At 68.8% G+C, this 23,105-nt stretch carries 21 protein-coding genes and 2 tRNA genes; 14 read left to right on the top strand and 9 right to left on the bottom strand.

All coding sequences use genetic code 11. The features are described from left to right. The first annotated feature begins 18 nt into the window (after positions 1–18). Together VD997_08855 and VD997_08850 are read left to right on the top strand one after the other, a co-directional pair. Positions 19–1,653, top strand: coding sequence for a glycosyltransferase (locus VD997_08855; protein HYE62092.1), 1,635 nt, complete (start codon positions 19–21; stop codon positions 1,651–1,653). A gap of 56 nt (positions 1,654–1,709) precedes the next feature. Next, entirely contained in the window at positions 1,710–3,911 is a 2,202-nt protein-coding gene (locus VD997_08850) for a glycosyltransferase (protein ID HYE62091.1), read from the top strand. Between the two features lie 103 nt (positions 3,912–4,014). Here the strand turns inward: VD997_08850 and purD are convergent, their stop codons facing one another. After that, entirely contained in the window at positions 4,015–5,604 is a 1,590-nt protein-coding gene (gene purD, locus VD997_08845) for a phosphoribosylamine--glycine ligase (protein ID HYE62090.1), read from the bottom strand. Between the two features lie 166 nt (positions 5,605–5,770). Between purD and VD997_08840 the strand changes: the two genes are divergently transcribed. Continuing rightward, a tRNA-Met gene (locus tag VD997_08840) sits at positions 5,771–5,844 on the top strand. A gap of 72 nt (positions 5,845–5,916) precedes the next feature. Here VD997_08840 and VD997_08835 read toward each other — a convergent pair. Continuing rightward, entirely contained in the window at positions 5,917–6,483 is a 567-nt protein-coding gene (locus VD997_08835) for a GNAT family N-acetyltransferase (protein ID HYE62089.1), read from the bottom strand. Between the two features lie 129 nt (positions 6,484–6,612). On the opposite strand from VD997_08835, the gene VD997_08830 reads away from it, so the two are divergent. From VD997_08830 to VD997_08810, 5 genes are all read left to right on the top strand, one after another. Continuing rightward, positions 6,613–7,380, top strand: a complete 768-nt coding sequence (locus VD997_08830; GenBank protein HYE62088.1) for a phosphatase PAP2 family protein — start codon at positions 6,613–6,615, stop codon at positions 7,378–7,380. A 2-nt stretch (positions 7,381–7,382) separates the two neighbouring features. Further along, complete coding sequence (locus tag VD997_08825) at positions 7,383–8,273, top strand: diacylglycerol kinase family protein (GenBank protein ID HYE62087.1); 891 nt, start codon at positions 7,383–7,385, stop codon at positions 8,271–8,273. A gap of 9 nt (positions 8,274–8,282) precedes the next feature. Next, positions 8,283–9,095, top strand: a complete 813-nt coding sequence (locus VD997_08820) for a metallophosphoesterase family protein (GenBank protein HYE62086.1) — start codon at positions 8,283–8,285, stop codon at positions 9,093–9,095. 15 nt (positions 9,096–9,110) lie between these two features. Then, entirely contained in the window at positions 9,111–9,716 is a 606-nt protein-coding gene (locus VD997_08815) for a hypothetical protein (protein ID HYE62085.1), read from the top strand. 82 nt (positions 9,717–9,798) lie between these two features. Next, the gene (locus tag VD997_08810) at positions 9,799–10,626 is read left to right on the top strand and encodes a hypothetical protein (protein ID HYE62084.1); all 828 of its coding nucleotides are present in this window, start codon (positions 9,799–9,801) and stop codon (positions 10,624–10,626) included. Here the strand turns inward: VD997_08810 and VD997_08805 are convergent. From VD997_08805 to VD997_08790, 4 genes are all read right to left on the bottom strand, one after another. After that, positions 10,623–10,814 (bottom strand): hypothetical protein, encoded by a 192-nt coding sequence (locus VD997_08805; protein ID HYE62083.1) that lies wholly within the window; start codon positions 10,812–10,814, stop codon positions 10,623–10,625. The genes VD997_08810 and VD997_08805 overlap by 4 nt on opposite strands. A gap of 19 nt (positions 10,815–10,833) precedes the next feature. Beyond that, on the bottom strand, positions 10,834–12,039 hold the full coding sequence (gene pdhA, locus VD997_08800) for a pyruvate dehydrogenase (acetyl-transferring) E1 component subunit alpha (GenBank protein ID HYE62082.1): 1,206 nt from the start codon (positions 12,037–12,039) through the stop codon (positions 10,834–10,836). A gap of 227 nt (positions 12,040–12,266) precedes the next feature. Then, the gene (locus VD997_08795) at positions 12,267–14,666 is read right to left on the bottom strand and encodes a S41 family peptidase (GenBank protein HYE62081.1); all 2,400 of its coding nucleotides are present in this window, start codon (positions 14,664–14,666) and stop codon (positions 12,267–12,269) included. Between the two features lie 150 nt (positions 14,667–14,816). Next, a complete protein-coding gene (locus VD997_08790) occupies positions 14,817–16,112 on the bottom strand; it encodes a hypothetical protein (GenBank protein ID HYE62080.1) in 1,296 nt (431 codons plus the stop codon). 94 nt (positions 16,113–16,206) lie between these two features. On the opposite strand from VD997_08790, the gene VD997_08785 reads away from it, so the two are divergent. The 4 genes from VD997_08785 to VD997_08770 all read left to right on the top strand — a co-directional run bounded on the left by VD997_08785 (position 16,207) and on the right by VD997_08770 (position 18,912). Beyond that, positions 16,207–16,280 (top strand) — tRNA-Arg (locus tag VD997_08785). Between the two features lie 69 nt (positions 16,281–16,349). Then, positions 16,350–16,706 carry a VOC family protein gene (locus VD997_08780; GenBank protein ID HYE62079.1) on the top strand — a complete coding sequence of 119 codons (357 nt, stop codon included), beginning with the start codon at positions 16,350–16,352 and terminating at the stop codon, positions 16,704–16,706. A gap of 57 nt (positions 16,707–16,763) precedes the next feature. After that, entirely contained in the window at positions 16,764–17,852 is a 1,089-nt protein-coding gene (locus VD997_08775; protein ID HYE62078.1) for an SDR family oxidoreductase, read from the top strand. Positions 17,853–17,874: 22 nt separating this feature from the next. Continuing rightward, positions 17,875–18,912, top strand: a complete 1,038-nt coding sequence (locus VD997_08770; GenBank protein HYE62077.1) for a hypothetical protein — start codon at positions 17,875–17,877, stop codon at positions 18,910–18,912. 21 nt (positions 18,913–18,933) lie between these two features. Here VD997_08770 and VD997_08765 read toward each other — a convergent pair whose 3' ends face one another. Beyond that, positions 18,934–19,806, bottom strand: coding sequence for a tryptophan 2,3-dioxygenase family protein (locus VD997_08765; GenBank protein HYE62076.1), 873 nt, complete (start codon positions 19,804–19,806; stop codon positions 18,934–18,936). Positions 19,807–19,870: 64 nt separating this feature from the next. Continuing rightward, positions 19,871–20,137: a hypothetical protein gene (locus tag VD997_08760; protein HYE62075.1), complete on the bottom strand. Its 267-nt coding sequence runs from the start codon at positions 20,135–20,137 to the stop codon at positions 19,871–19,873. 320 nt (positions 20,138–20,457) lie between these two features. Here VD997_08760 and VD997_08755 point away from each other — a divergent pair, with 320 nt between their 5' ends. Beyond that, on the top strand, positions 20,458–21,330 hold the full coding sequence (locus tag VD997_08755) for a sugar phosphate isomerase/epimerase (GenBank protein ID HYE62074.1): 873 nt from the start codon (positions 20,458–20,460) through the stop codon (positions 21,328–21,330). Between the two features lie 32 nt (positions 21,331–21,362). Continuing rightward, positions 21,363–22,511 (top strand): tRNA epoxyqueuosine(34) reductase QueG, encoded by a 1,149-nt coding sequence (gene queG, locus VD997_08750; protein HYE62073.1) that lies wholly within the window; start codon positions 21,363–21,365, stop codon positions 22,509–22,511. Between the two features lie 79 nt (positions 22,512–22,590). On the opposite strand, the gene VD997_08745 is transcribed toward queG, so the two are convergent. Beyond that, positions 22,591–23,105: hypothetical protein (locus VD997_08745; protein HYE62072.1), on the bottom strand; the 515-nt coding region annotated here is incomplete at its 5' end.

The following is a 23,105-nucleotide window of genomic DNA, read 5'->3' as shown; positions in this document are numbered from 1 at the left end:
CCGTATACTGCCCGCCCCATGCGGATCGTGATGGTGAACTGGGCCAGAATAGCCGACGGGGCCACCCATGGTGGGGGGGCCAACGTCTACGCCCAGCAGCTGTCGCTGGAACTGGTGCAGCGGGGGCACGAGGTGCTGTGGCTGCACGGGGGGCTGACCTACGTGCCCGACCCCGCGACCGGGCAGATCGGCCCGTGCGTGGTGCGGCGGATGGAGGACTACCGCGGCGTCCGCGTGTTCGAAGTGATCAACTCGCCGGTGGTGGCGCCGGGGCCGTGCCAGGGACGGGAGCCGCTGGCGGAGGTGTCGGCGCCGGAACTGGAGGCGGAGGTCGGGCGGTTCTTTGAGCTGGTAGCGCCCGACATCGTGCACTTCCACAACATCGAGGGGTTCAGCTGCGGGTGCGTGGACGTTGCGCGGAAGGGGCGGGGGGAGTGGGGCGGTGCGCGGGTGGTGTACTCGCTGCACAACTACCACACCATCTGCCCGCAGGTGTACCTGATGAAGCGGGGGCGGGTAGCGTGCTTTGACTTCCGCGGCGGGGAGGACTGCGCCGGGTGCATGGCGGAGATGCGTGCGCCAGCGGAGGAGCGGGCGCACCGGGCGGCGTACCACATGCCGCGGGTGGAGCCGCCGAAGGCGCGGCCGGGGCTGGGGGAGCGGCTGAGCGCGGTGTTCGTGGCCCCGCCGCCGGAGCCGCCGCCGCCGATGCAGCTGCCGGGGCGGCCGGTGCAGAGCTTTGTGGACATCGTGCCGGATGAGGAAAAGAGCCGATCGCGCGAGCGATCGGAGGCGTCTGGTTTTTCAACGCCGCCTGCGCCCATGCCGCGCGACCCGGATGCCCCCGAGCTGCGGCCGCTGAGCAACGCGGCGCTGCCGGATCCATCGTTCACGCCGGAAGCAACAAGCGACTACGCCCGCAGGCGGCGCGCGATGGTGGAGATGCTCAGCCGCTGCGACCGCGTGCTGGCGGTGTCCAGTTTCGTGAAGGCGAAGTTCGAGGCGCTGGGCGTTGATCCGCGCGTGGTGACGGTCGAGCACATCGGCACTCGGATGGCGGACGTGGCGCGGGTGGCGCCCGAGTGCCTGGAGCCGCCGCCGCCGCTGGATGGCCGGCCGGTGCGGGCGGTGTTCCTGGGGTACAACAACTACTACAAGGGCCTGCCGATGCTGGCCGACGCCCTGGAGATGGTTGATCCCGCGCTGCTGGCACGGCTGCACCTGTGCGTGTACGCCAAGGACGTCGAGGCGATCGAGTGGCGGCTGAATGCGCTGGAGCGCATGCTCGCGGGCTTGTCGGTGCGGAGTGGGTACAAGTACGAGGACATCCCGCGCCTGCTGCACGGTAAGGACGTCGGGATCGTGCCCAGCGTGTGGTGGGACAACGGGCCGCAGACGGTGATGGAGTTCTTCGCTTGTGGGATGCCGGTGATCGCGGCGGAGCTGGGCGGGATCCCGGACTTGGTGCGCCACGGGGAGAACGGGCTGCTGTTCAGGGGGAATGACCGCGCGGCGTTGTGTGAGACGTTGACGGGTGTGCTGCGGGAGCCGGAGCAGTTGGTGCGGCTGCGTGCCGGGGTGCGTGCGCCCATGAACGTGCCGGAGCATGCGGCGCGGGTGGAGCGGGTGTATATGGAGTCTCTCGCGCGGTGAGCGAAAACCACCGAGATGAAGACATCTCGGTGGCACGCCGTTACCATGGCGGCCCGATGCGGATATGCCTGGTGACAAGCGAGCTGGCCCCGTTCCATGGGTGGGGTGTGGGGACGGCGAATGGGGAGCTGACGCGGGCGCTGCTGGCCGCGGGGCACGAGGTGCACCTGCTGGTGAACGACCTGCCGGGGCTCCGCGAGGGGGCACAAGAGTGGTACCCGGACGCGGTGGTTCACGTGCTGGATGCGGGCGAGGTGGAGCGGCAGAAGCACGTGCCGTGCCTCTCGACGCGCCGACCGATGGCGGTGTACGAGCGGCTGAAGGGGCTGCACGCGCAGCACGCGTTCGACTACATCGGGTTCAACGACTTCTACGCGGACGGGTACTTCGCGGTGAGTGCGAAGCGCACCGGCGCGGCCTTCGGCGGGTGCGTGCTGGGCGTGGTGCTGCGGAGCTCGATCTTCCTGCTGCGGGAAATCAACGGGCAGCCGGAGTTTGACCTCGAGGTCGGCGCGATCGGGCACATGGAGCGGGGGGCTATCGCGGGCGCGGACCTGGTGGTATCGCTGAGCCGAGCGATGGTGACACGGCTGAGTGGCGATGAGGAGCTGGGGCCGGTGTTTGCGGATGGCCGGGCGGGCGGGCCGGTGGTGCGTGTGATCCCAAACGCGGTGAGCATGGAGGATGGGGAGCGGGCGCTGCGGCCGCGGCGGAAGGGTGCGAGCGCGGGTGAAGGCGTGCCCGAGGTGCTGTGCTTCGGGCGGCTGGAACGGCGAAAAGGAATCGAGACGCTCGTCGAGGCGGCGCAGCGGCTGCTGACGGATGGTCTACAGCTGCGGGTGCGGATCGTCGGTGTTGACACGGACACCGCCCCGGGGCGGCGGTCGTTCGTGGCGTTTCTCAAGCGGATGATCGAGCCGCGCTGGCGCGAGTGCTTTGAGTTCGAGGACAACCAGCCGCACGAGCGGCTGGGGGCGCTCATCGCGCGGGCCACGGTGTGCTGCTTCCCGTCGCTGTGGGAGAACTTTCCCAATGTGTGCCTGGAGTCGATGCGGCTGGGCGCGCCGGTGGTCGGGTCTGATGGCGGGGGGATGCCGGAGATCATCGAAGACGAGGTGAGCGGCGTGATCTTCCGCGCGGGGAACGCGGGATCGCTGGGGGGGGCGTTGTCGCGGGTGCTCACCGATCGCGAGTTCCGCGATCGGATCGGGCGCGGTGCGCCGGAGCGGGTGCGGGCGCTGTGCGACCCGGCGCGGGTGGCCGCGGCGTGGGCGGACGCGATCGAGGCGGCGCGGTCGAGTCGGGCTGTGAAGGCCGGGGATCAGCGTGCGTCTGTAAGCGTGGTCATCCCGTGCTTCAACATGGGGGCGACGCTGCCGGAGACGGTGGAGTCGGTGCGGAAGCAGACCGTGCCGGCGCAGGAGATCATCGTCATTGACGACGGCTCGACCGACTCGGAGACGGTGCGGGTGATCGCGGGGCTGGAGAGAGAAGGCGTGCGCGTGGTGCGGCAGCACAACCAGGGCTTGTCGATGGCGCGGAACGCGGGGTGCGCGGCCGCGGCGTCGGAATGGGTGCTGCCGCTGGATGCGGACGACATGCTCGCGCCCACGTTCATTGAGCGGTGCCTGGCGGCGGTTCGTGAGGACGCGGGGCTGAGCGCGGTGACTTCGTGCATGGCGTGCTACACGGACGCTTCGGGAGGGGCGCGGGATCATGTGGTGGATTACGTGCCCCTGGGGTTCGCGCGGGACCTGCTGCCGGCGCGGAACGTGGCGTCGTCGGCGATCGCGATGGTGCGGCGGTCTGCGCTGGAAGAGGTCGGCGGGTACGACCCGGAGATGACGGCGCTGGAGGACTGGGAGCTGTGGTGTCGGCTGTGCGCGGCCGGGCGCCGCCTTGCGGTGATCCCGGAGAAGCTGATCTTCAACCGGATCCGGCGCGACTCGATGCTGCGGAGTCTGGGGCCGTCGGAGCATCACACGCTGCGGGCGGTGATCCTGGAGAAGCACATGGGGCTGTCGCGGCGACCTGATCGCGTGGCGCGGGTGCTGCTGGGCGAGACCTTCTACTGGCGCGCCGAACTTGGGCGTGAGCAGGCGGGGGCGGAGGAGCGGGCGCGGGAGCGGGCGATGGCGATGATTGGGGAGAACGCGCGGTACCGGGCGGTGGATAGGGTGAATGAGATGCTGAAGAGGATGGGCGTGCAGGGGGTGATCAAGCGGGGGTTGGGGGTGGGGAATAAGCGGAGTGGGTGAGTTGGGCGGCGTGGGCGCGGGGATTCGACGCGGAAGACCCTCGCTTGCGCGTCGGGCTCGTTGCGGGTCGGGGCACCCTCGCTTGCGCGTCGGGCTCGTTGGGTTACTTCGTGCCGATGTCGGAGCGGACCTGCATGCCGGCGAAGTGGATGACCTTCACGGCGGCGTAGGCGCGGTCGCGGGCTTCGGCGAGGTCCTTGCCGACGCCGGTGACGCCGAGGACGCGCCCGCCGGCGGTCTGGACGACGCCGTCGGGGCCGCGCCGTGTGCCGGCGTGGTAGACCTGCACGCCGGGCATGGCGTCGGCGGCCTCGATGCCGGTGATGGGGATGCCGGTGCGGGGCTTCTCGGGGTAGCCTCCGCTGGCGATGACGACGCAGCACGCCGCGCCGGGGTCCCACTCGACGTCCACGGTGTCGAGGCGCTGCTCGCACGCGGCCAGGAGCAGCTCGAGCAGGTCGCTCTTGAGGCGGGACATCAGCACCTGGCACTCGGGGTCGCCGAAGCGGGTGTTGAACTCGAGCACCTTGGGGCCGGCGGGCGTGAGCATGAGGCCGGCGTAGAGCACGCCGGTGAACTCGATGCCCTCGCGGCGGAGGGCATCGACGGTGGGGACGAGGACTTCGCGCTCGATCTTGGCCATCAGGGGCGCGTCGATTGAGTCGGTGGGGGAGTAGGCGCCCATGCCGCCGGTGTTGGGGCCGGTGTCGTTGTCGGCGAGGCGCTTGTGGTCCTGAGCGGGGGGCAGCACGAGGATGTGCTTGCCATCAACGATGGCGAGGACCGAGACCTCGCGGCCTTCCATGCGCTCTTCGATAACGACCTTCTGGCCGGCGTCGCCGAACTCGCGCTTCACCATGATGCGGTCGATGGTCTCGAGCGCTTCGGCAAGGGTCTTGGGGAGGATGACGCCCTTGCCCTTGGCGAGGCCCGCGGCCTTGATGACCGGCAGCCCATCGAGCTCGGTTTCGTAGGCGACCTTGACCACGGGGTCGGAGGTGCGGAGGTTGTCGATGAACTTGGAGCGGTCGGCGGGGTCGCGGTAGGTCTCGGCGGCAGCGAGGGCGGCGGAGACGACCGCGCGGGCGCGGATGGCGGCGATGCCCTCGCCGGTGCCCTTGGTAGCGCCGATGCCGGTGATGCGGGTCATGACTTCGCTGATGCGCTTGGTGATGTAGGTTCGCTTCTCGTCCTGGTTGCCGAAGTCGGTGGGGCGGCCCAGGAGTTGGTTGAGGAGGACCTCGTCGCGGACGCGGGCCTCGAGGAAGGCGCGGGCGTGGGCGGCGTGGGTGAAGGTCTGGGCCTCGGCCGTGGGAATCGAGGCGGCCCGCATGATCTGCTTGGCCCAGGACTTGTCCCACTCCAGGCGGGCGGCGTCTTTCAAGGGGCCGAAGACGTGCACGCCGGGGGCCTTGAGCTTGTCGGCGAAGCCCTCCGCAAGCGGGTCTTCGGGGCCGATCACGACGAGGCCAATCGCGTGCTTCGCGACGAACTGCTGGAGGCGGTAGATCTCGCGGATAGAGACGGGGACGTCGACGGGCTTGGCGAGCGAGGCGAGCCCGGGGTTCTCGGGGTGGGTGGTCCAGAGGTCGCCAAGGCGGGGTGAGGCGGCGAGCTTGACGGCGAGGGCGTGTTCGCGCCCGCCGCCGCCGATGAGGAGAACGTTGATCTTGGGCGCATCGCCTGCTGTCATGGGCCAAGCATACCCCGGCGGGGTGGAGGGGCTTGCGTGTGCGCGGGTGTGGCGCGGTTTGCGCCGGGTTGATGCGGTGCTGCGGAGGGTGCGGGAAGGGTTTATGTCACGCGGCGTGTGGTTTGATTGACCCACCGGGGGCGCGTCCCTACAGTCGCCCCACGATTGCGGGGTAGAGCAGCCTGGTAGCTCGTCGGGCTCATAACCCGGAGGTCGCAGGTTCAAATCCTGCCCCCGCTACTTCAACGAAAGGGCTCGCGCGAGGCGCGGGCCCTTGTCGTTTTTGGGGTGTGCCGCTGGGCGTTCGCTTGGTTACCGCGGGGTGGGCGGCGGCGGGGCCACCTCTTTGTAGAAGATGACGGTGTCGTGGTAGGCGGTGCGGTCGGCGTTTAGGGCATAGCGGGGGATCGTGCCGACCTCGGTCCAGCCGAGCTTGCGGTAGAGGTGCACGGCGTCGGCGTCGCGTCGGGCGTCGAGGGTAAGCAGCGTCCAGCCGCGGGCGAGGGCCTCGCGTTCGGCGGCGTGCATGAGTGCGGTGGCGAGGCCCCGCGAGCGGGCGCGCCGGTGGACGATGAGCTTGCAGACCTCGGCGCGGTGGGGCTGGTTGGGTGCCCAGGCGGGCTGGAGCTGGACGGTGGCGGCGAGGCCCTGCTGATCGCGGGCGGTGAGGATGACGGCGCCGGAAGTGGAGGCGGCGGCGAGCGAGTTGCGCCACCACTCCGCGGCGTGCGCGTGCGTGAGCGGCGCGAGGAAGCTGACGGCAGCGCCGGAATCCACGGCGTCGACGAGCAGGTCAGCGAGGGCGTCGAGGTCGGTGTCGGCGGGTGGCAGAGGCAGGCATGCGAAGGTGGGCGGGGCGTGAACGGCGGATGAGATCATGGTGCGGCTCCGCTCTGGCTGGGTGAATGTAGGGCCGATGTTGGTGGGGTTGCGCGGGCGGTCAGGCGGTGTGTTCACGCGGGGTTGCGGCGGTGCTTGAGGACGGGGGCGCAGGATGAGGAGGTGAAAGTGCTGAGGTCGAGTGCGTGGTGGCGGCAGGCCGCGATGGTGGTGCTGCTGTTCGTGCGCGGGCGGCTCAGCCGGAGGGGGCACCTGGGGCTTTCATTCACAATCGGGGTGCTGGCCATCGCGGCCGGGCTGTGGGCGTTTGTCGAGATCGCGGATGCAGTGCACGAGCAGGACGACATCGCGAGGTGGGATGGAGCGGTGGCGGAGTGGCTGCACGACAGCGCGAGCGCGGGGCTCACGGTGGTGATGTTGGCATTGACTGGGCTGGGTGACCCGGTGGTCGTGATCGTGACGGGGCTGGTGCTCGCGGGGTTGTTCTGGAAGGCAGGAGAGCGGTGGCGGGCGCTGTTCCTGTTCCTGAGCGTGCCGGCGGGTCTGGCGCTGAACACGGCACTGAAGCACGCGTTCCTGCGGGCGCGACCCGTCTTCGACGAACCGCTGGCGAGTGCGCACGGGTACAGCTTCCCGAGCGGGCACGTGGCGGGGGCCACGCTGCTGTACACGGCGGTGGCGGTGATTCTGGTGCGGTCGGTGCGGGGGGCGAGGAACCGCGTGAGGGTGGTGGCGGTGGCGGGCTTGCTGATCGTGGTGGTGTCGTTCACGCGGATGTACCTGGGCGTTCATTACCTGACGGACGTGCTGGCGGCGCAGGCCGTGGCGTTCTCGTGGGTGGCGCTGAGCGCGACCCTGCTCAATACGCTTCGGCGGCGAGCGCTTCGGGAGCGGGTCGAGGTTGCGGCGGGGGGTGGGGCGAAAGGAACGCCGTAGCCATGCCCCGCGTTGCGATCATTCTGAACGCGAGTTCGGGGCCGTTGCAGACGACGCCGGCGCAGCTGGAGCCGCTGTTGCGGAGCGCGGGGATTGAGGCGACGGTGCATTGCCCGCAGGGCGAGGAGAAGGTCGATGTGATCGCGCGGAGCCTGGTAGCGGGCGGGGTGGAGACGGTGGTGGCCGCGGGCGGTGACGGGACGGTGTCGGCGGTGGCTTCGGTGCTGGTGGGGAGCGGGTCGGCGCTGGGGATCCTTCCGCTGGGGACGTTCAACCACCTCGCGAAGGACCTGCGGATCCCGCTGACGCTGGAGGGGGCTGTTGCGAACTTGGCGAGCGGCGTTTCGCGGGCGATTGATGTCGGCGAGGTGAACGGGCGGCGGTTCCTGAACAACCTGAGTATCGGGGTGTACCCGGCATTCGTGGAGGCGCGGGGGGAGGCGAGGCGGCTGCCGAAGGTGCTGCGGTATGTGAAGCGGGCGTGGGCGATGCTGCGGGTGTTCCGGCGGCTGCCGCAGCTGTGGGTGCACATCGATGTGGATGGGCAGCGGCTCTCGCGGATCACGCCAGCGGTGCTGGTGGGGAACAACGAGTACCGGCTGGACGCGCCTGGGGCGGGCACGCGTTCGACGCTGAGCGATGGGCGGTTGTCGCTGGTGATTACAAGGAGGCGCGGGCCGCGGGGGTTGATCATGCAGGCGTTGCGGGCATCGCTGGGGCGGCTGCGGGGGTCGCGCGACTTGGATGAGCTGTGCGGGAGAGAGATCACGATCCGGACGAGCTTCGGATCGATCAAGGTGGGGATTGATGGCGAGATCGTGCGGATGAAGACCCCGCTGCGCTGCCGCGTGCTGCCGGGGGCGCTGCGGGTGATCGTGCCGGCGGAGGCGTGACTGGCTGCCATGCGGACGATCCTGCACATTTCCGACCTGCACTTTGGCATGCTGGACGCGGCCATTCTGCGGCCGCTGCGGGAGGCGGCTGTGCAGGTGAGGCCGGACCTGACCGTGGTGACCGGCGACCTGACGCAGCGGGCGCGGGGGTGGCAGTTCAAGGAGGCGGCGCGGTTCCTGGAGTCGATCCCGGGGCCGCGCCTAGTGGTGCCGGGGAACCACGATGTGCCGCTGTACAACGTGGCGGCGCGGTTCGCGGCTCCGCTGTGGGGGTACAAGCGGCACATCAACCCGGACCCGGAGCCCGTGTACGAGGATGAGGAGATGGTGGTGCTGGGGCTGAACAGCTCGCGCTCGCTGACCATTCAGGATGGGCGGCTGAACGAGGAGCAGATCGCGCGGATGCAGAGCGTGTTCTGTGGGGCTGGGGGCGAGCGGGTGCGGGTGCTGGCGAGTCATCACCCGTTCGTGGTCACGGAGGAGTCCGACAAGGAGCCCATTGAGAACGCGGCGGAGGCGCTGCGGGCGATGTCGGCCTGCCGTGTGGACGCCGCTTTAACGGGGCACCTGCACACCTCGTGGACGCACTGCCGGGCCGTGCACAGCGAGCTGGAGGGGCGGCAGGAGTGGGGGACGGTGCTGATCCAGGCGGGGACGGTGTCGATGCGGGCCAGGGGCGAGGCGGGTGCGTTCAACGTGGTGCGGATCGAGCGGGAGCGGATGTCGATCGACCGGTACCTGTGGAACGCGGACGGGAACTCGTTCGCGGCGTCGCTGGCGGAGACGTTCGTGAAGGGGGAGCACGGATGGGTGTGCGGCTGAGAGTTACAGTTGGGCATGTCCCGACTGGCTGTGCTTGCGTTCGTGCTCTTCGTTCCTGTTGTCTTCCAAGGGTGTGCCGCGTCGCACTGGGAGCGTGAGTTCATCCCCGAGTCGCCGGTGTCGGACTCCGCGGTTGCGAGCCCATTACCAACGGAGGCGCCAGTGAGCGTGCGCGAGGTGGATTGGAAACGGCTGATCGATGGGCTGGAGGAGCTCAAGGAGGCGGAGGCCAGGAGCGACGTGCCGCGCGGGCAGTGGCCGGAGTCGCGGCAGCGGGAGCACAAGGCCGCGTTCCTGCGGACGCTGCAGGTAACGGGCGAGCCCAAGGGCGTGCACATCCTGGGGCGGACGGAGTTCCGCACGACGGCGCCGCTGAAGCCGCAGCTAGACAGCGACCTGCGGCGGTTTGCGCGGAAGATCGGCGCCAACGAGGTGGTGTGGGCGCGGTTCTACCTAGGGAAGACCGAGGAGATCGTGCGGGAGCCGGTGACCACCTACACGACCGGCACCGACTTCAGCCGGCGCGGGTCCGATGCGTACAGCGAGAGCTCGACGTCGTGGGTGCCGGTGGTGGTGGACGCGGACGAGTTTGAGTATGCGGCGTACTTCCTGCGAAGGTAGCGGCCTAGGAAAGGACTTCCTTCGCCGCCCATTCGTGGTAGGCTCTGCGCCGGCAGGAGAGAGGGCGGACGGGAGAGTTCAATTGCTCACACTGCGCGCTGCCGGTTGTTCGTTGGTGCTGTGCGCCGGGCTCGGTGCACCTGCGTTTGCGCAGGGGCTCGTCGAGTTCGAGGTATCGCCGGCACTCGAAAAAAACTGGAGCAGCACCATCACGGCCGTGCCCGGGCAGGTGCTGGACTTCCGTGTCAAGATCTCGTACACGGGCAACCAGACCCCCTTCGGGCTCGCCAACATGTGGTTCCAGCCGACGTTCAAGAACTGGAACGTGAACGCGGCCGCGACTGTGGGTGACTTCCTCTCTGGCTTCGTGAACGATGGTGGGGCAGGAACGACGCCGCTGGGGCACGTCCCGGACGTGCCCGGCGTGTATGGACGGATTTCGCCGTGGGGGTCGTACGACCCGCCGTCGCCGTTGTACGGCTACCTGAATCACGTGGACGGCACGTCGTACATGCGGATCGCCCAGTACAACACAACGAGTTGGATCGGGCAGGGGAACAACACGACCGGTGGCCTCGGGATGGCGATCGGCCAGGTGCCGTACCCCATCTCGGTCTCGGATCCCCGCTACCCGACGTTCAGCAATCAGGTCACCGCCGTCATCGTGCTGAAGCTGGCCATCACGCTTCATCCGACGCTGGCACCGCGGACGATGGAGTTTGGGGCTGCCGAAGGTTTCGCGGGCGTTGGGACCTCAACGCTGCGGTGGTACGCCGACGAGGCAGAACTCTTCGCGAACACCGTCTTCGGCGCACCGACCTTCGTGCCGGCGACCGTTCACATCGTTCCATCGCCCGCGAGCTTTGGCGGGGTCGCAGGGCTGCTGCTCCTGCGACGCCGCGGGCGCTAGCGCTCTTGGCGCAGGGACTGTGGAAGATTCATCAGGAAAGCCGCGGCGGGGATCAGGTAGGTCAGGCACATCCAGCGGTACCACCCGGGAACGGGCTCCCCCAACCACATGCGAATAAATCCGCACAGCAGGAACATGCCTGCCGCGGTGAGCGCCAGCAGGACAGAGAGCACGCGTGGATGGATCACCGGCGCGCTCCGTCCTGCTTCAGTCGAGGTTTTCGCGGAGGTCGAACAGCGGGTTCGGCGTGCCGCGGGTGTACTCGGCGGAGGGGCTCATGTTCTTCATGGGGTTGAGCAGGACGTCGGTGTAGAGCTCCGAGGCGTCGGGGATTGGGCTCTGCTCGGCGAAGTCGAGGGAGCGCTTGACGGCTTCCTTGACCTCGGACTGCATGTCCATGAACTGCTGCTCGGTCATCATGGGCTTCCCGTCGGGCCCCTTGCGCTCGTTCATGAGCTGGGCGGCGAGGCGGTCGATGGAGTCCTTGGCCTTGAACTGCTCCACCTCTTCCTTGGTGCGGTACTTCTGGGGGTCGGACATGGAGTGGCCGAGGTAGCGGTAGGTCTTGAGGTCGACGAACGCGGGCTTCTGGTTCTCGCGGCACCAGTCGGCGAGAGGCTTGAACTCGTCGTAGAGGTCGACGACGTCGAAGCCGTCGATGATCTCGCCGCGGATGCCGTAGGCGTCGGCCTTCTTGGTGAGGTTGTCGGCCATGGTGGTGCCGCGGCCGATGGCGGTGCCCATCGAGTAGCCGTTGTTCTCGACGATGAAGATGATCGGAAGGGACCAGAGGCCGGCGTGGTTCATGGCCTCGTGGAGGGCGCCCTGGTTGAGCGCGCCGTCGCCCATGTAGCACAGGGCGACCTTTTTCTTGGCGGGCTGGCCGGGCTCGACGCCGGGGTTGGGCAGGGCCTTGCCGAGCACCTCGACCTCGTACTTGGCGGCGAAGGCGAGGCCGGTGCCCAGCGGGTTCTGCGCGGAGACGATGCCGTGCCCGCCGAAGAGCCAGTTGGGGCGGTCGAACATGTGCATGGAGCCGCCCTTGCCCTTGGCGCAGCCGCCGATCTTGCCGTACATCTCGGCCATGCAGGCCTCGGGCGACATGCCGCGGGCGAGGGCGTGCCCGTGGTCGCGGTAGGCGGTGACGATGGGGTCGTCCTGGTTTACCGAGTTGATGGTGCCCACGACGAGGGCTTCCTGCCCGATGTAGAGGTGGCAGAAGCCGCCGATCTTGGCTTGCTGGTAGGCCTGGGCGGTGCGGTTCTCGAACTCGCGGATGAGGTACATGTCGCGCAGCCACTTCATAAACGTGGAGGCGGGCAGGGAGTCGCTGGGGCGCGGGCTCTGCTCGGCCTTAGGGCCGCGGCCATCGGTCATTGCGGGGTTCATCGGACGCGCGGTCACGTTCGCCATCGGGTAGCTACCTCAGTGCCCGCCTTGTCCCGGGTTCGGGGGAGGAAAGTGCGGACAGGGATGATAGGAAGGCGGAGGGATCGGATCAGGAGGAAGGCATCAAGGCAGGAGGCATCCAGGCATCCAGGCACAAAAAAGACGAGGCCACCGGGTGAGCCGGTGGCCTCGGGGGAACGACTGCTGGAACCACGATCACGAGGACGTGATCGTGGCACAGGCACCGCAGTTTACTTGACGACTTGTGCGTGCGACACGCCCTTGGCCTGCGCGGCGTCGGCGACGGTCTTGGCCCGCAGGATCATGAGGGCGGTTTCGAGCTGGAGGTCGATGCCCTTCTGGATGAGGTCCTCGGGGTTGGGGGTCTCGCCCTTCTGCACGATCTCGCCCTTCTCGTTGATGGGGCGGACGTCGGCATTACGGCGGAGAACAAGGGCCTTCTCCATCTGCTTGGGGAGCATCTCGACCTTGAGGTCGGGCTCCACGCCCCAGGCCTTGGCGCCCTGGCGGCGGTGGATGATGGTTTTGTCGGGCAGCATGTAGTAGGCGGTAGTGACCTTCATGCGGGCGTTGGCCGCGAGGGGCCAGACGTTCTGCACGGAGCCCTTGCCGTAGGAGCGGCTGCCGAGGACAACGGCGTCGATCATGCCCTTCTTGCCGTAGACCGAGAGGGCGCCGGAGACGATCTCGCTGGCGGACGCGGAGCTCTCGTTGACGAGGCACACGACCGGGATATCGGCGAGGCTGGCGCGGCTGGGCTCGCTGAGCTCGGGCCGGTCGATCACGCCGCCGGGGCCCTGCGTCATGACGATGGGGGCGTTCTCGGCGCGGATGAAGCGCTGGGAGACCTTCACTGCCTGGTCGAGCAGACCCCCGGGGTTGTTGCGGAGGTCAAACACCAGGCCGGCAACGCCCTGACGCTTCATTTCCGCGACGGCGCGGTCGAGCTCAGAGACGGTGGACTCGCTGAACTGGAGCAGCCGGACGTAGCCGATCTTGCTCTCCTTGTCCACGAACCAGTCCCACTGGTCTTCGCGGATGCCCTCACGCTTCCAGCCCTTCACGCTGGCGACGTTGATGAGGCTGCGCTTGACCTTGACCGTGACGTTCTCGGTCTTGCGTGCCTTGGCCTTGGCGATGGCGGCCTTGCGCTCGGCCTCGGGGTCCTTGGCCTCGGGCTTGGCCGCTTCCTTCAGGTTTGCCGGTTTCTGGTCGCTCTTGGCGTCGGGGCTCGGGGCGGCGGAGTCAATCTGCTCCTCGATGGGGCGGCCGAGGGTGAGGGTGACCTCGGTGCCCTCGGGGCCGGTGATGACCTCCACGGCCTGGTCGAGCGAAAGGCCGAGCAGGTTGTGGCCGTTGACTTCCTTGATGATGTCACCGGGGTGGATGCCGGCCTTCTGCGCGGGCGTGCCCTCGAGTGGAGTGACAACGCGGATGTTGAAGAGCTCGTCGTACTCGATCTGCACGCCGATGCCGACGAAGCGGCCCTCGGTGCTCTTGATGAACTTGTGCAGCTCGTCGGGCCAGATGATGGCGGAGTGCTCGTCGAGCTGAGCCATCATGCCGTTGCCGAACTCGTGCAGGAGCGCCTGCTTGGGCACCTTCACGCTCGCGGAGTTGATGGTCGTGAGTCGGTCGAGCAGATTGTCGATCTGCACCTGGTCCATCTGGCCGCCGCCGGGCCGGTCGGCGCGGGCCTGGACCTTGGCGACTTCATCATCGATGAAGCTGAGCATGTCCTGACGGGCCTGGTCGTTGCCGATGTTGGGGAACGCCGCGACGAGGTCGGGCGTGGTCATCATGGTTCGGATGGCTTCGAGGCCGCCGACCACGAGCGAGTTGATGGGCTTCTGCTCGATGTGCTGGCGGGCGCGGGCCGCGGCACGGAGGATCATGACCTCGTCGATGCCCTTGGTCTTGACGGTGTAGTCGTCGCCGAAGGGGTTGTAGGGCGGGAGCTCCTCGTCGTTGCCCATGGCGCGGGCGCGGGCGGCGCGCTGGTTGTAGAGCTTCTCGGGAACGTAGAGGCGGAGCATCTCCTGCCGCTGGATGATGCGGCGGACGTCGGCGCGGTAGGTGCCGGGGACGTCGTAGAGGGCGTCGAGCAGCACGAAGAGCTCGCCCGCGGCGACGACGTCGCCGCGCTTCTCGGCGTCGGCGGCGGCGCTGCGGGCGCGGTCGGTCAGGCTCTTGATCTGACCTTCGCGGAGCAGAGCGTCCTTGTCCTCGGCGATGAGGTGGAGCTCGATGGCGTTGCGGAGGGCCTTGCCCAGGATGATGTCGGTCATCGGCTGGGTGGCGAGGTGCTTGTCGAGCTCGGCCCGGACCTCGGTGGTGCGGGCGGCGCGGTCCTGCTCGCGCTGCTCGATGTGGCGGGCGAGGCTGGTCGCGGCATCGGAGATGGAGTTGTCGGCGGCGTTGGGGCGGTCGAGCTTCTGGAGGGCCTCGTTGAGCTTCTCGATGTCACCGCTGCGGGCGGTGTTCCACACGGCGGAGAGCTCGGCGACGCTGGCGGTGCCGGCGCGGTCGGCGAGGCGCTGAGTGTCGGTGGGCTGGGCGGAGAGGGTCAGGGGAGAGAGGCCGATCAGCAGCACGCTCGACCAGGCCGCGGCACGACGAAGGATGGCCATGGAAACGCTCCGGGGGGCCGTCAGTGGCCCGAGTTTGGGGGACTGGTGAGCATCGGCCCCCACACCACCCTCTGTTAAGGATGCTGATCGGGTCGGGCCCCGTCACCCATGATATAGGACCACACAATCCGCACGGTTCGCGCCGTGGTTTCAGTGGGACCCCTTTAGGGGGTCTTTCACCTGCGCCATGACCCGCTGGACCACCATGAGGGCGACCACGATGGCGATCGCCCCGACGATGGCCAGAACGACGGGTTCGCGGTGCTGCTCGGGCATCAGGCCGGTGCTGACGGCGTAGCTGCTGGCCAGCAGGATCCCGGGGCCGATGGTGTAGCCCGCGCCGATGAGGGCCTCGTGCTTGCCGCCCGCTTCGACCTCGGCCTGGCCGACCTCGAGGGCGTAGTAGAGCGCGCCCGAGTAAACGACGGCCATGCCGGTGCCGAACATCGCGAGGCCCGCGATGAGAAGCGCGATGCTCTCCATGGGCGCCGCGAAGACGGACGCGCCGAACCCGGTGACGAGCAGGACGCCGCCGAGCACGGCGGGGTACCAGCGGCCATGCCAGCCGTGCCAGCGGTTGAGCAGGATGAACACGAGCACACGGGCGAGGAGCCACGTCGCGGTGAGCATGGCCCAGAGCTCGACCTTGATGCCCAGGGACTTCATGGCGCTGGGGAGGTAGGGGCCCAGGGCGCTGCCGACGATGTAGCTCATCGGCAGCAGGAGGCGGAACGTGACCAGGAGCTTGGCGTAAACGGGCGGGTGCGGCTCATGCTCGTCGGGGAGGTGCGGCGCGGGCTCATTCTGCAGGCGTGTGAGCAGCGTGAGGCAGAGCAGGTGGATGAACCCGAGCAGGAACACCATGAGCGCGGGCTGGCTCTCGACGTAGCGGGAGATGCCGACCGACGCGACGACCACGGCGGAAGACCAGACGATGTTCCAGCGGCTGGTGACGGTGCGGAGGGTCTGGCCCGAGCGGCCGCCGCTGACGTAGCTCTCAACCAGCGGCCAGAGCACGCCGGTGAGCGGGCTGTAGACGCCGACGAGCAGCCAGATGATCCACGTCGGGCGCCCGCCGCCGAGCCATTGGATGAGCTGCGGCACGGTGCAGAGGGCCGCGCCGGCGATCATGAGGAGGGCGAGGAGGCCGCGGGTGCCGATGGTGGCGCGACGCGCCCACTCGACGAGCGGTCGGGTGGCGAGGGCGCCGGCGATGTAGGTGACGCCCAGGAGGACCATGAGCCAGGCGTTCTGGCGTTCGGTGAAGCCGTAGCCCCCGGTGCTCATGAAGACGATGCCGTTGGTGACGACGCCGCTGCCCAGGCTGTTGAGGAAAGTGAAGGCGAACACGGCCCACAGGGGCGAAACGCCGGCCCGGACTCCCGCGTGGGCGGGGGTCGGGAGGAGCACGTTGGTAGGGGTGGTGGGGGGCTCGGCGGGCTTCATCGCGGGGGTGAGTGGACGGATGCGAGGAAAACGCGGGGGCGTTTGCCGCACGCCGGGTGCGATCGTAGCATCGTGTGCCGGTTTGACCGGCTTTGTGCCCGTAGCTCAATTGGATAGAGCGCTGCCCTCCGAAGGCAGAGGTTACAGGTTCAACTCCTGTCGGGCATGTTCGAGTTGATCAACGAGCAGGGCCGCTCCGGTGTGGGGCGGCCCTGGTCACTTTTGAGGAGCGCGGCGATGATCACCGGGGCCCATGCGATTCTGTACTGCGAGGATGCGGAGAAGGCGCGGGCGTTCCTGCGCGACGTGCTGAAGTTTGAGCACGTGGACGCGGGGCACGGGTGGCTGATCTTCGCACTGCCGCCGGCGGAGGTGGCGTGCCACCCGCTGGAGGCAGGGCAGAAGCCCTCGCACGAGCTGTACTTCATGTGCGAGGACATCACCGCGGCGACGACGGAGCTGAAGGCCAGGGGCGTGGAGTTCACGATGGAGCCGAGCGACCAGGGATGGGGGGTGCTGGCGCGGTTCAAGGTGCCTGGAGGGGGCGAGATCGGGATCTACCAGCCGCGCCACCCGCGGCCAAAGCACCGGTGAGGGTGGCCGATCGGCGCGTCGCGGGTGGTGGCGGCGGTCTGGTAGAGTGGCCGCCCCGTGCACGCGACCATCGGACAAGCTGCGACCCCGGCCGGCCCGCCCAAGGGCCCGCTCACGAAGGAGGAGCGGGTCGAGCTGGGGATGGTGTACCTGATCGTGGTGGTGCTGTTCACGCTGGGGATCCTGGCGTGGGTGGTGATCGCCAACGCAGCCCGAGCGCGCCGGCGGAGGGCTGAGGCCGAGGCACGGGGGCGCCCTCCGCGTGTCGTGAGCGACAAGGACCCCTGGGAGGAAGCCGCGAAGCGGGTGCGGACGCCCAGCTCTTCGGAGCTGGAGGACACGGCCATCCGCGGGGCGATTGCTCCTGGCGCATCCCCCGAGCGGGAAGCGGGCGAGAGCGGACGACCGGTGGTGCTGATCACCGGGGCGGCGAAGCGCGTGGGGCGGGCGGTGGCGCTGCGGATGGCGCGGGCCGGCTGCGATGTGTTCTTCACATACCACCAGTCGGGCGAGGAGGCGGAGTCGCTCGCGCGGGAACTGTCGGAGCTGGGATCGATGGGTTCGTTCTACCAGATCGACCTGACGGACCCGGCGGTGATCGAGGACTTCGCGCGGGACCTTGCAGCGTCGATGAACCGGCTGGACGTGCTGGTGCACAACGCGTCGGTGTACTCGGCGTCGCCGCTGCAGGATGTGACGCTCGAGGACGTGATGCGGCAATACCAGGTGAACGCGGCGGCGCCGCTGCTGCTGACGGCGCGGCTGGCGCCGCTGCTGATGCAGAGCGAGATGAAGGGCGGCGCGAGCGTGGTGTGCTTCACGGACATCCACTCGATGGGACGGCCGCGGAAGGACTTCGCGGCGTACTCGATGAGCAAGGCGGCGGTGACGGAGATGGTGTACTCGCTGGCGCGGGACCTGGGGCCGGAGGTGCGGGTGAACGCGATTGCGCCGGGCGTGGTGGCGTGGCCGGAGGAGGGGGCGGACGCGGACCCGGAGATGCAGCGGAAGTACGTGCGGCGGATCCCGCTGGGGCGGCCGGGCACGCCCGACGACGCGGCGGAGGTGGTGCGGTGGCTGGCGTTCGACGCGACGTACCTGACGGGGGAGATCATCCGGGTGGATGGGGGGAGGTGGTTGACGTGAGGGTTCCAGAGGAGATGCGGTGATGGTGCGTCGGCGTGCGTTTGTGCTGCTGCCGTTGGTGCTGCTGCTGGCGATCTCCGCGGCGGCGCTGGGCGTGGTCTATGGAATGAATGCGCCGGCGAAGCAGACGACCAGCGCGGCGTACAACAAAGGGAACAGGCTGGGGCCGACGGTGGGCATCCCGCTGGTGGCACTGTTCTTTGTGTGGCAGGCGGGGCGGTTCGCGGAGCGGCGGGGCAACGGCTCGGCGAACGCGGTGTTCGGGGGCATCCTGCTGCTGATGAATCTGGCGGTGGGGATCAACGTCTATCGCGTGCTGACGGGCAGGAAGGCGCCGGTGGTGGCGCAGCGGGGGAGCGGGGCGGGGCCGAGCGCGCCGGCGTTCCCGTACACCACGCCTCCGCCGCCCTTGCCCCAGCCTCGACCGCCGATGGATGGCCAGGCGCCGGTGACCCAGCCGGGCCAGGCGCAGCGGCCAGCGCCTGCACCGCCCGCGCCTTCGGGCCCCTCTCCGCATGAGGCGGCCACGAAGGCGGCCGACGCGAAGGCCAGGCCGGTCATCGAGGCGTTCGAGGCGAAGCTGAAGGAGGAGATCACGCTGGCGGCGGACGCGGCGGAGGGGTTCTCGAAGGAGATCGCCAAGCCGCCGGCGCACGACAAGCGGGTGCTGAAGGAGCGCACGGCCAACGCCGACGCGTTGCGCAATGCGCTGACGAGGATCGAGAGGCGGCTGAAGGACGCTGGCGACGACCTGGAGAAGGAGCTCGCGCGCGCCGGGCTGGAGAGCTTCGATGCTCGCCACCGGGCCATGCGGTGGAGCGCGGACTTTTCGGCGAGCTCGAGGCAGTTCGCGGCGGGGCGGCTGGTGTCGCTGTGCGACCGGGTGAAGAACGAGTGCGCGGTGCTGGACCGCGAGTTCCCGGCGTGGACGCTCACGAAGGGTGAGATCACGGTGCGGGACGCCCAGAAGCGGCACGCGCTCACCAGCGAGCGGTTCTTCATCGAGGCGGATGTGCAGCACCTGCACACGACACTGGCGTCGCTGCGCGAGGGGCGGTGAGCGGGCGGGCGTGCGCGGCGGTCAGCCTTTGACCTCTTCGATCTCGGTCCGGACGTCCCAGAGCTCAGGGAAGAGGCGGTCGTCGACCATCTGGCGGAGGTAGGCGACGCCCGCGGTGCCGCCGGTGCCGCGCTTGAAGCCGATGACGCGCTCGACGGTCTTGATGTGGCGGTAGCGCCAGAGCGAGTACTGCTCGTCGACGTCGACCAGCTTCTCGGCCATTTCGTACAGGTCCCAGTGCTGCTCGGGCTTCTCGTAGACCTGCTTGAACGCGGCGATCACGGAGGGGTGCGGCTTGTGCGGCTCGGTGACGTCGCGGTCGAGGACTTCGCGGGCGATGGCGAGGCCGCGCCGGGCGAGGAGGCGGATGAACTCATCGTACAGGCTGGGCGCGAGCAGCGTGCCCTCGACCTCCTTGAAGATCAGCGGCTTGTGCTGGAACACGGCCAGCATGCGCTTGTCCTTACGCCCGAGCATGAACTCGATCTGGCGGTGCTGGTAGGACTGGATGCCGCTGGAGGGGCCGAGCACGTGGCGGAACTGCACGTACTCGCTGGGCGTGAGCGTCGCGAGCACGCTCCACTGGTTGAAGAGCTGCGCCTGGATGTGCTTCACCCTGGCCAGGATCTTGAAGGTGGGCTCCAGCTTGTCCTCCGCGACGAGCCGCAGGGCTGCCTTCAGCTCGTGCACGATGAGCTTGAACCACAGCTCGGTGGTCTGGTGCTGGATGATGAAGAGCAGCTCGTCGTGGTGCTGGGGGGCGCTCAGGGGCCGCTGGGCGCTCAGCACCTGCTCGAGGTGGAGGTAGCCGGCGTAGTCCAGCTTGTTCTTGAGGTCGACGTGCATCCCCTGCGGGTCACGCGAGGCGCCGGGGTCGGACGGGCCGTAGGACATGGGTTGGCTCCCAAAGCGACGGGGTGAATCGTCGTGATGAGAGCGTACGCGGGTGTGGTCGGGGTCAGCGTCCGGTGTCGGTCCACCGCGAGCGGGCGTCGGTCTGCTCGGCCAGGGCCATGTCGTTGCCGAAGGGGCTATCAGGCCAGACGCTCAGGCGCGTCTCGCCGTTGCCGGACTTGAACATGACGGTGTCGGCGCGGGCGGCGAAGTAGCTCTCGCGCCCGGCGCCCGAAACAGAGCAGGCGCCCATCCAGAGCGTCGCCGCGGCGAGGGCGAGGACACTCAGGGCCCGACGTGCTGATGAGGAGCGCTGCGTGCGTCCAGCCATAGCCGGAACACTCCTGGAGGGCGGCCTGCCCACGGCCCACGCAGCCCTGTCGTATTGAGCGTACAAATGCGGCTCCCCATCCTGCCACGAAAACGATCGTGCCGCGGCACGTTTCATCGCTCACGTGATTGCTTCAGTGGCTACTTACTTACGCACATCGAGCGGGTTGCTCAGGCGGTCCATAACGGGTGCGCGGTGCGGTCTGTTCGGAGAAACTGCGCCATATTTGACGGTTGGGCCAAGACCCGTAGGATGCCTCACCCAACAGCCCCCTCCCGGTGGGACGCTGCGTGGGGTGTTTGCCTCAGGGACGATCATTCATGAAGCCAGCCTTCAGCACCGTGGCCTGCCCGGAGTGGACGTTTGAGCGGATCGCGACGCACGCGGAGAAGTGGGGCTTCCTCGGTGTAGAGCTGCGGACCTTCGGGTACGCGTCCACCAACTTCGCGTGCGAGCCGGCCCTGACCGCGCCGGCGAAGGTGCGCGGGCTGCTGGAGCGGGCGGGGCTGGAGCTCGTGTCGCTGGCGACGGGCATCCGCTACGACGACCCGATCACCCCGCCGGTGCTGGGCATGCTGCTGGATCACGAGCACACGGTGCGCGAGAGCAAGTCGGCGATCGCGCTGGCGGTGCGGCTGGAGGTGCCGTTCGTGCGCGTGTTCGGGTACGAGATCGTGGGGAGCGAGAGCCGCAGGAGCGCGGTGGCGCGGATCGCGTCGCGCCTGTACAAGGCGTGCGACCACGCACGCAACAGCGGCGTGAAGGTCATGCTGGAGAACGGCGGGTCGTTCAGCACCGCGGCGCAGATGGCGGAGGTCATGGACGCCGTGAACCATCCGCTGCTGGTCGCGGCGTACTCCCCAGCGGTCGCGGCCCTCGCGGGCGAAAGCGGTGCCGACGGCGTCAACGTGCTCGGCGATCGCCTGGCGTGCCTCAAGGTGCGGGACTTCGCCCATGGGAAGCCCTGTGCGCTGGGCGACGGGCAGGTCGACAACCGCTCGGCCATCGACGCGCTGGGGCGGCTGGGTTTCCCCGGGTGGGTGACGTACGAGTACGACGGGGCGTGGCTGGGCGGGCCGATGCAGGACCCCTCGGCGGTGCTGGAGGTCTCGGCGCGCCGGCTGTTTGAGTGGATCGGCGCGGCTCGCGGGCGGGGCGGGCTGCGGCCGGACATCCAGCGGGTGATGACCTGAGCCAGCAGTTGCGGCGCGGGTAGCATCGTGGCGTGAGGCCGCGTGTTCACAGGCCGACGTTCAAGACGGTGCCGCGGAGCGAGATCGCGGACATCGGCGCGGCCACGCGCGACGTGCTGGCGCGGTGCTATGGGTTGGGTTTTGCGCTGGCGGGGGTGACGCCCGCGCAGCCAACGAAGTGGCGTGAGCACATCCTGGAGTGGCTGCGTGCGGGGCGGCACGGGCAGATGGACTACCTCGAGCGGGACCTGGAACTGAAGTTTGATCCTGCGGGGGTGCTGCCGGACACGCGGGCGTTCATCGTGGTCGCGGACCTGTACGCGACGCGGAACGACGCGCCGGTTGAGACGCCGCCGGGGCACGGGCGGATCGCCCGCTACGCGCACGGGCGGGACTACCACGTCACCATCAAGAACCGGCTGCACGACTTGAGCGATGCGCTGCGGGGCGCGTACCCGGGATGGGGGTTCCGGTCGTTCGTGGACACGGTGCCGGTGCTGGAGCGCGAACTGGCGCAGCTGGCGGGGCTGGGGTGGCAGGCCAAGAACACGATGATCATCAACCCGCGACTGGGGAGCTACTTCCTGATCGGGGGGGTGGCGACGACGATGCCGCTGGTCCCGCCCGCCGAGCAACCGGTGGTGATGGACCACTGCGGCACGTGCACGCGGTGCATCGAGGCGTGCCCGACGCAGGCGATTACGCCTTACAGCGTGGACGGGTCGCGGTGCATCTCGTACCTGACCATCGAGCACCGGACGCCGATCGATCCGGCGCTGCACGGGGCGATGGGTGATTGGGTGTACGGGTGCGACATCTGTCAGGAGGTGTGCCCGCACAACTCCGCGCGGCCCGGGCAGGATGTGGGGGCGCGGCTGCCGGAGTATGAGGCGCGGCGGGTGTCGCTGCCGCTGCTGGAGGTGCTGGGGTGGGATGACGGGGCCCGGCGCGAGGCGCTGCGGGTGTCTGCGATGAAGCGGGCGACGCTGGCGATGATGAAGCGCAACGCGGTGATCGCGGCGGGGAACCTGCTGCGGGTGCGCGAGGATGGGGCGCTGCGGGCGCGGTTGGTGGAGCTGCGGGATGATCTCAGCGAGAGTGAACTGGTGAGGGGGGCGGCGGGGGAGGTGTTGCGCGATTGGGAGGTGGGGCGTGTGGACGGAGGGGAACCACCGAGATGAAGACATCTCGGTGGCACGTGTGATGAAGACCCGCTCGCTTACGCTCGGGGCTCGCTGGGGACATCTCGATGGAACGGGCTTACTCGGGGTAGCCGAGCTTGCCGAACTCGGTGTTGTTGAACATCTCGAGGGTGACCTCTTCCTGCTTAATGAAGCCGGTTGCGCGGGTCTTGCCGGAGCGGTGCAGCTCGACCATGCCGCAGACGCCCGCGGCCGTGGTGAGCTCGATCGCGGGCCACACGCGCCCCCACAGCTCGCGGCTGCGGACCGCGCGCTTGAAGTTCACCTGCTCGCGCCGGCCGTTCTTGACGCCCACGCAGTTGACGAATACGACCACGACGTCCTGTGACGTGTTGGGGATGGCGTGGTCTAGCAGCTCCACGGCCATGGCGCGGTCGAAGCAGTGGCCCTTGCTGTTGGTGCGGGCGTGCTCGCAGCCCAGGCGCAGCTCCTGGAGCAGGAAGCGCATGAGCACGTTGTGGCCGGGGTAGCGGATGGTCTTGTAGGCGATGCGGGTTTCGGGCGTCACCTTGCCCTTACTCTGCATGGACTCGATGAGGCTGCCCACGCCGCCGCTGGTGTAGAAGGCCTCGT

The organism is Phycisphaerales bacterium (genome assembly GCA_035627955.1).
Classification (GTDB): Bacteria; Planctomycetota; Phycisphaerae; order Phycisphaerales; family UBA1924; genus JAEYTB01.
The sequence above is the reverse complement of the archived record's forward strand: the minus strand, read 5'-3'. Positions and strand labels throughout refer to the sequence as shown.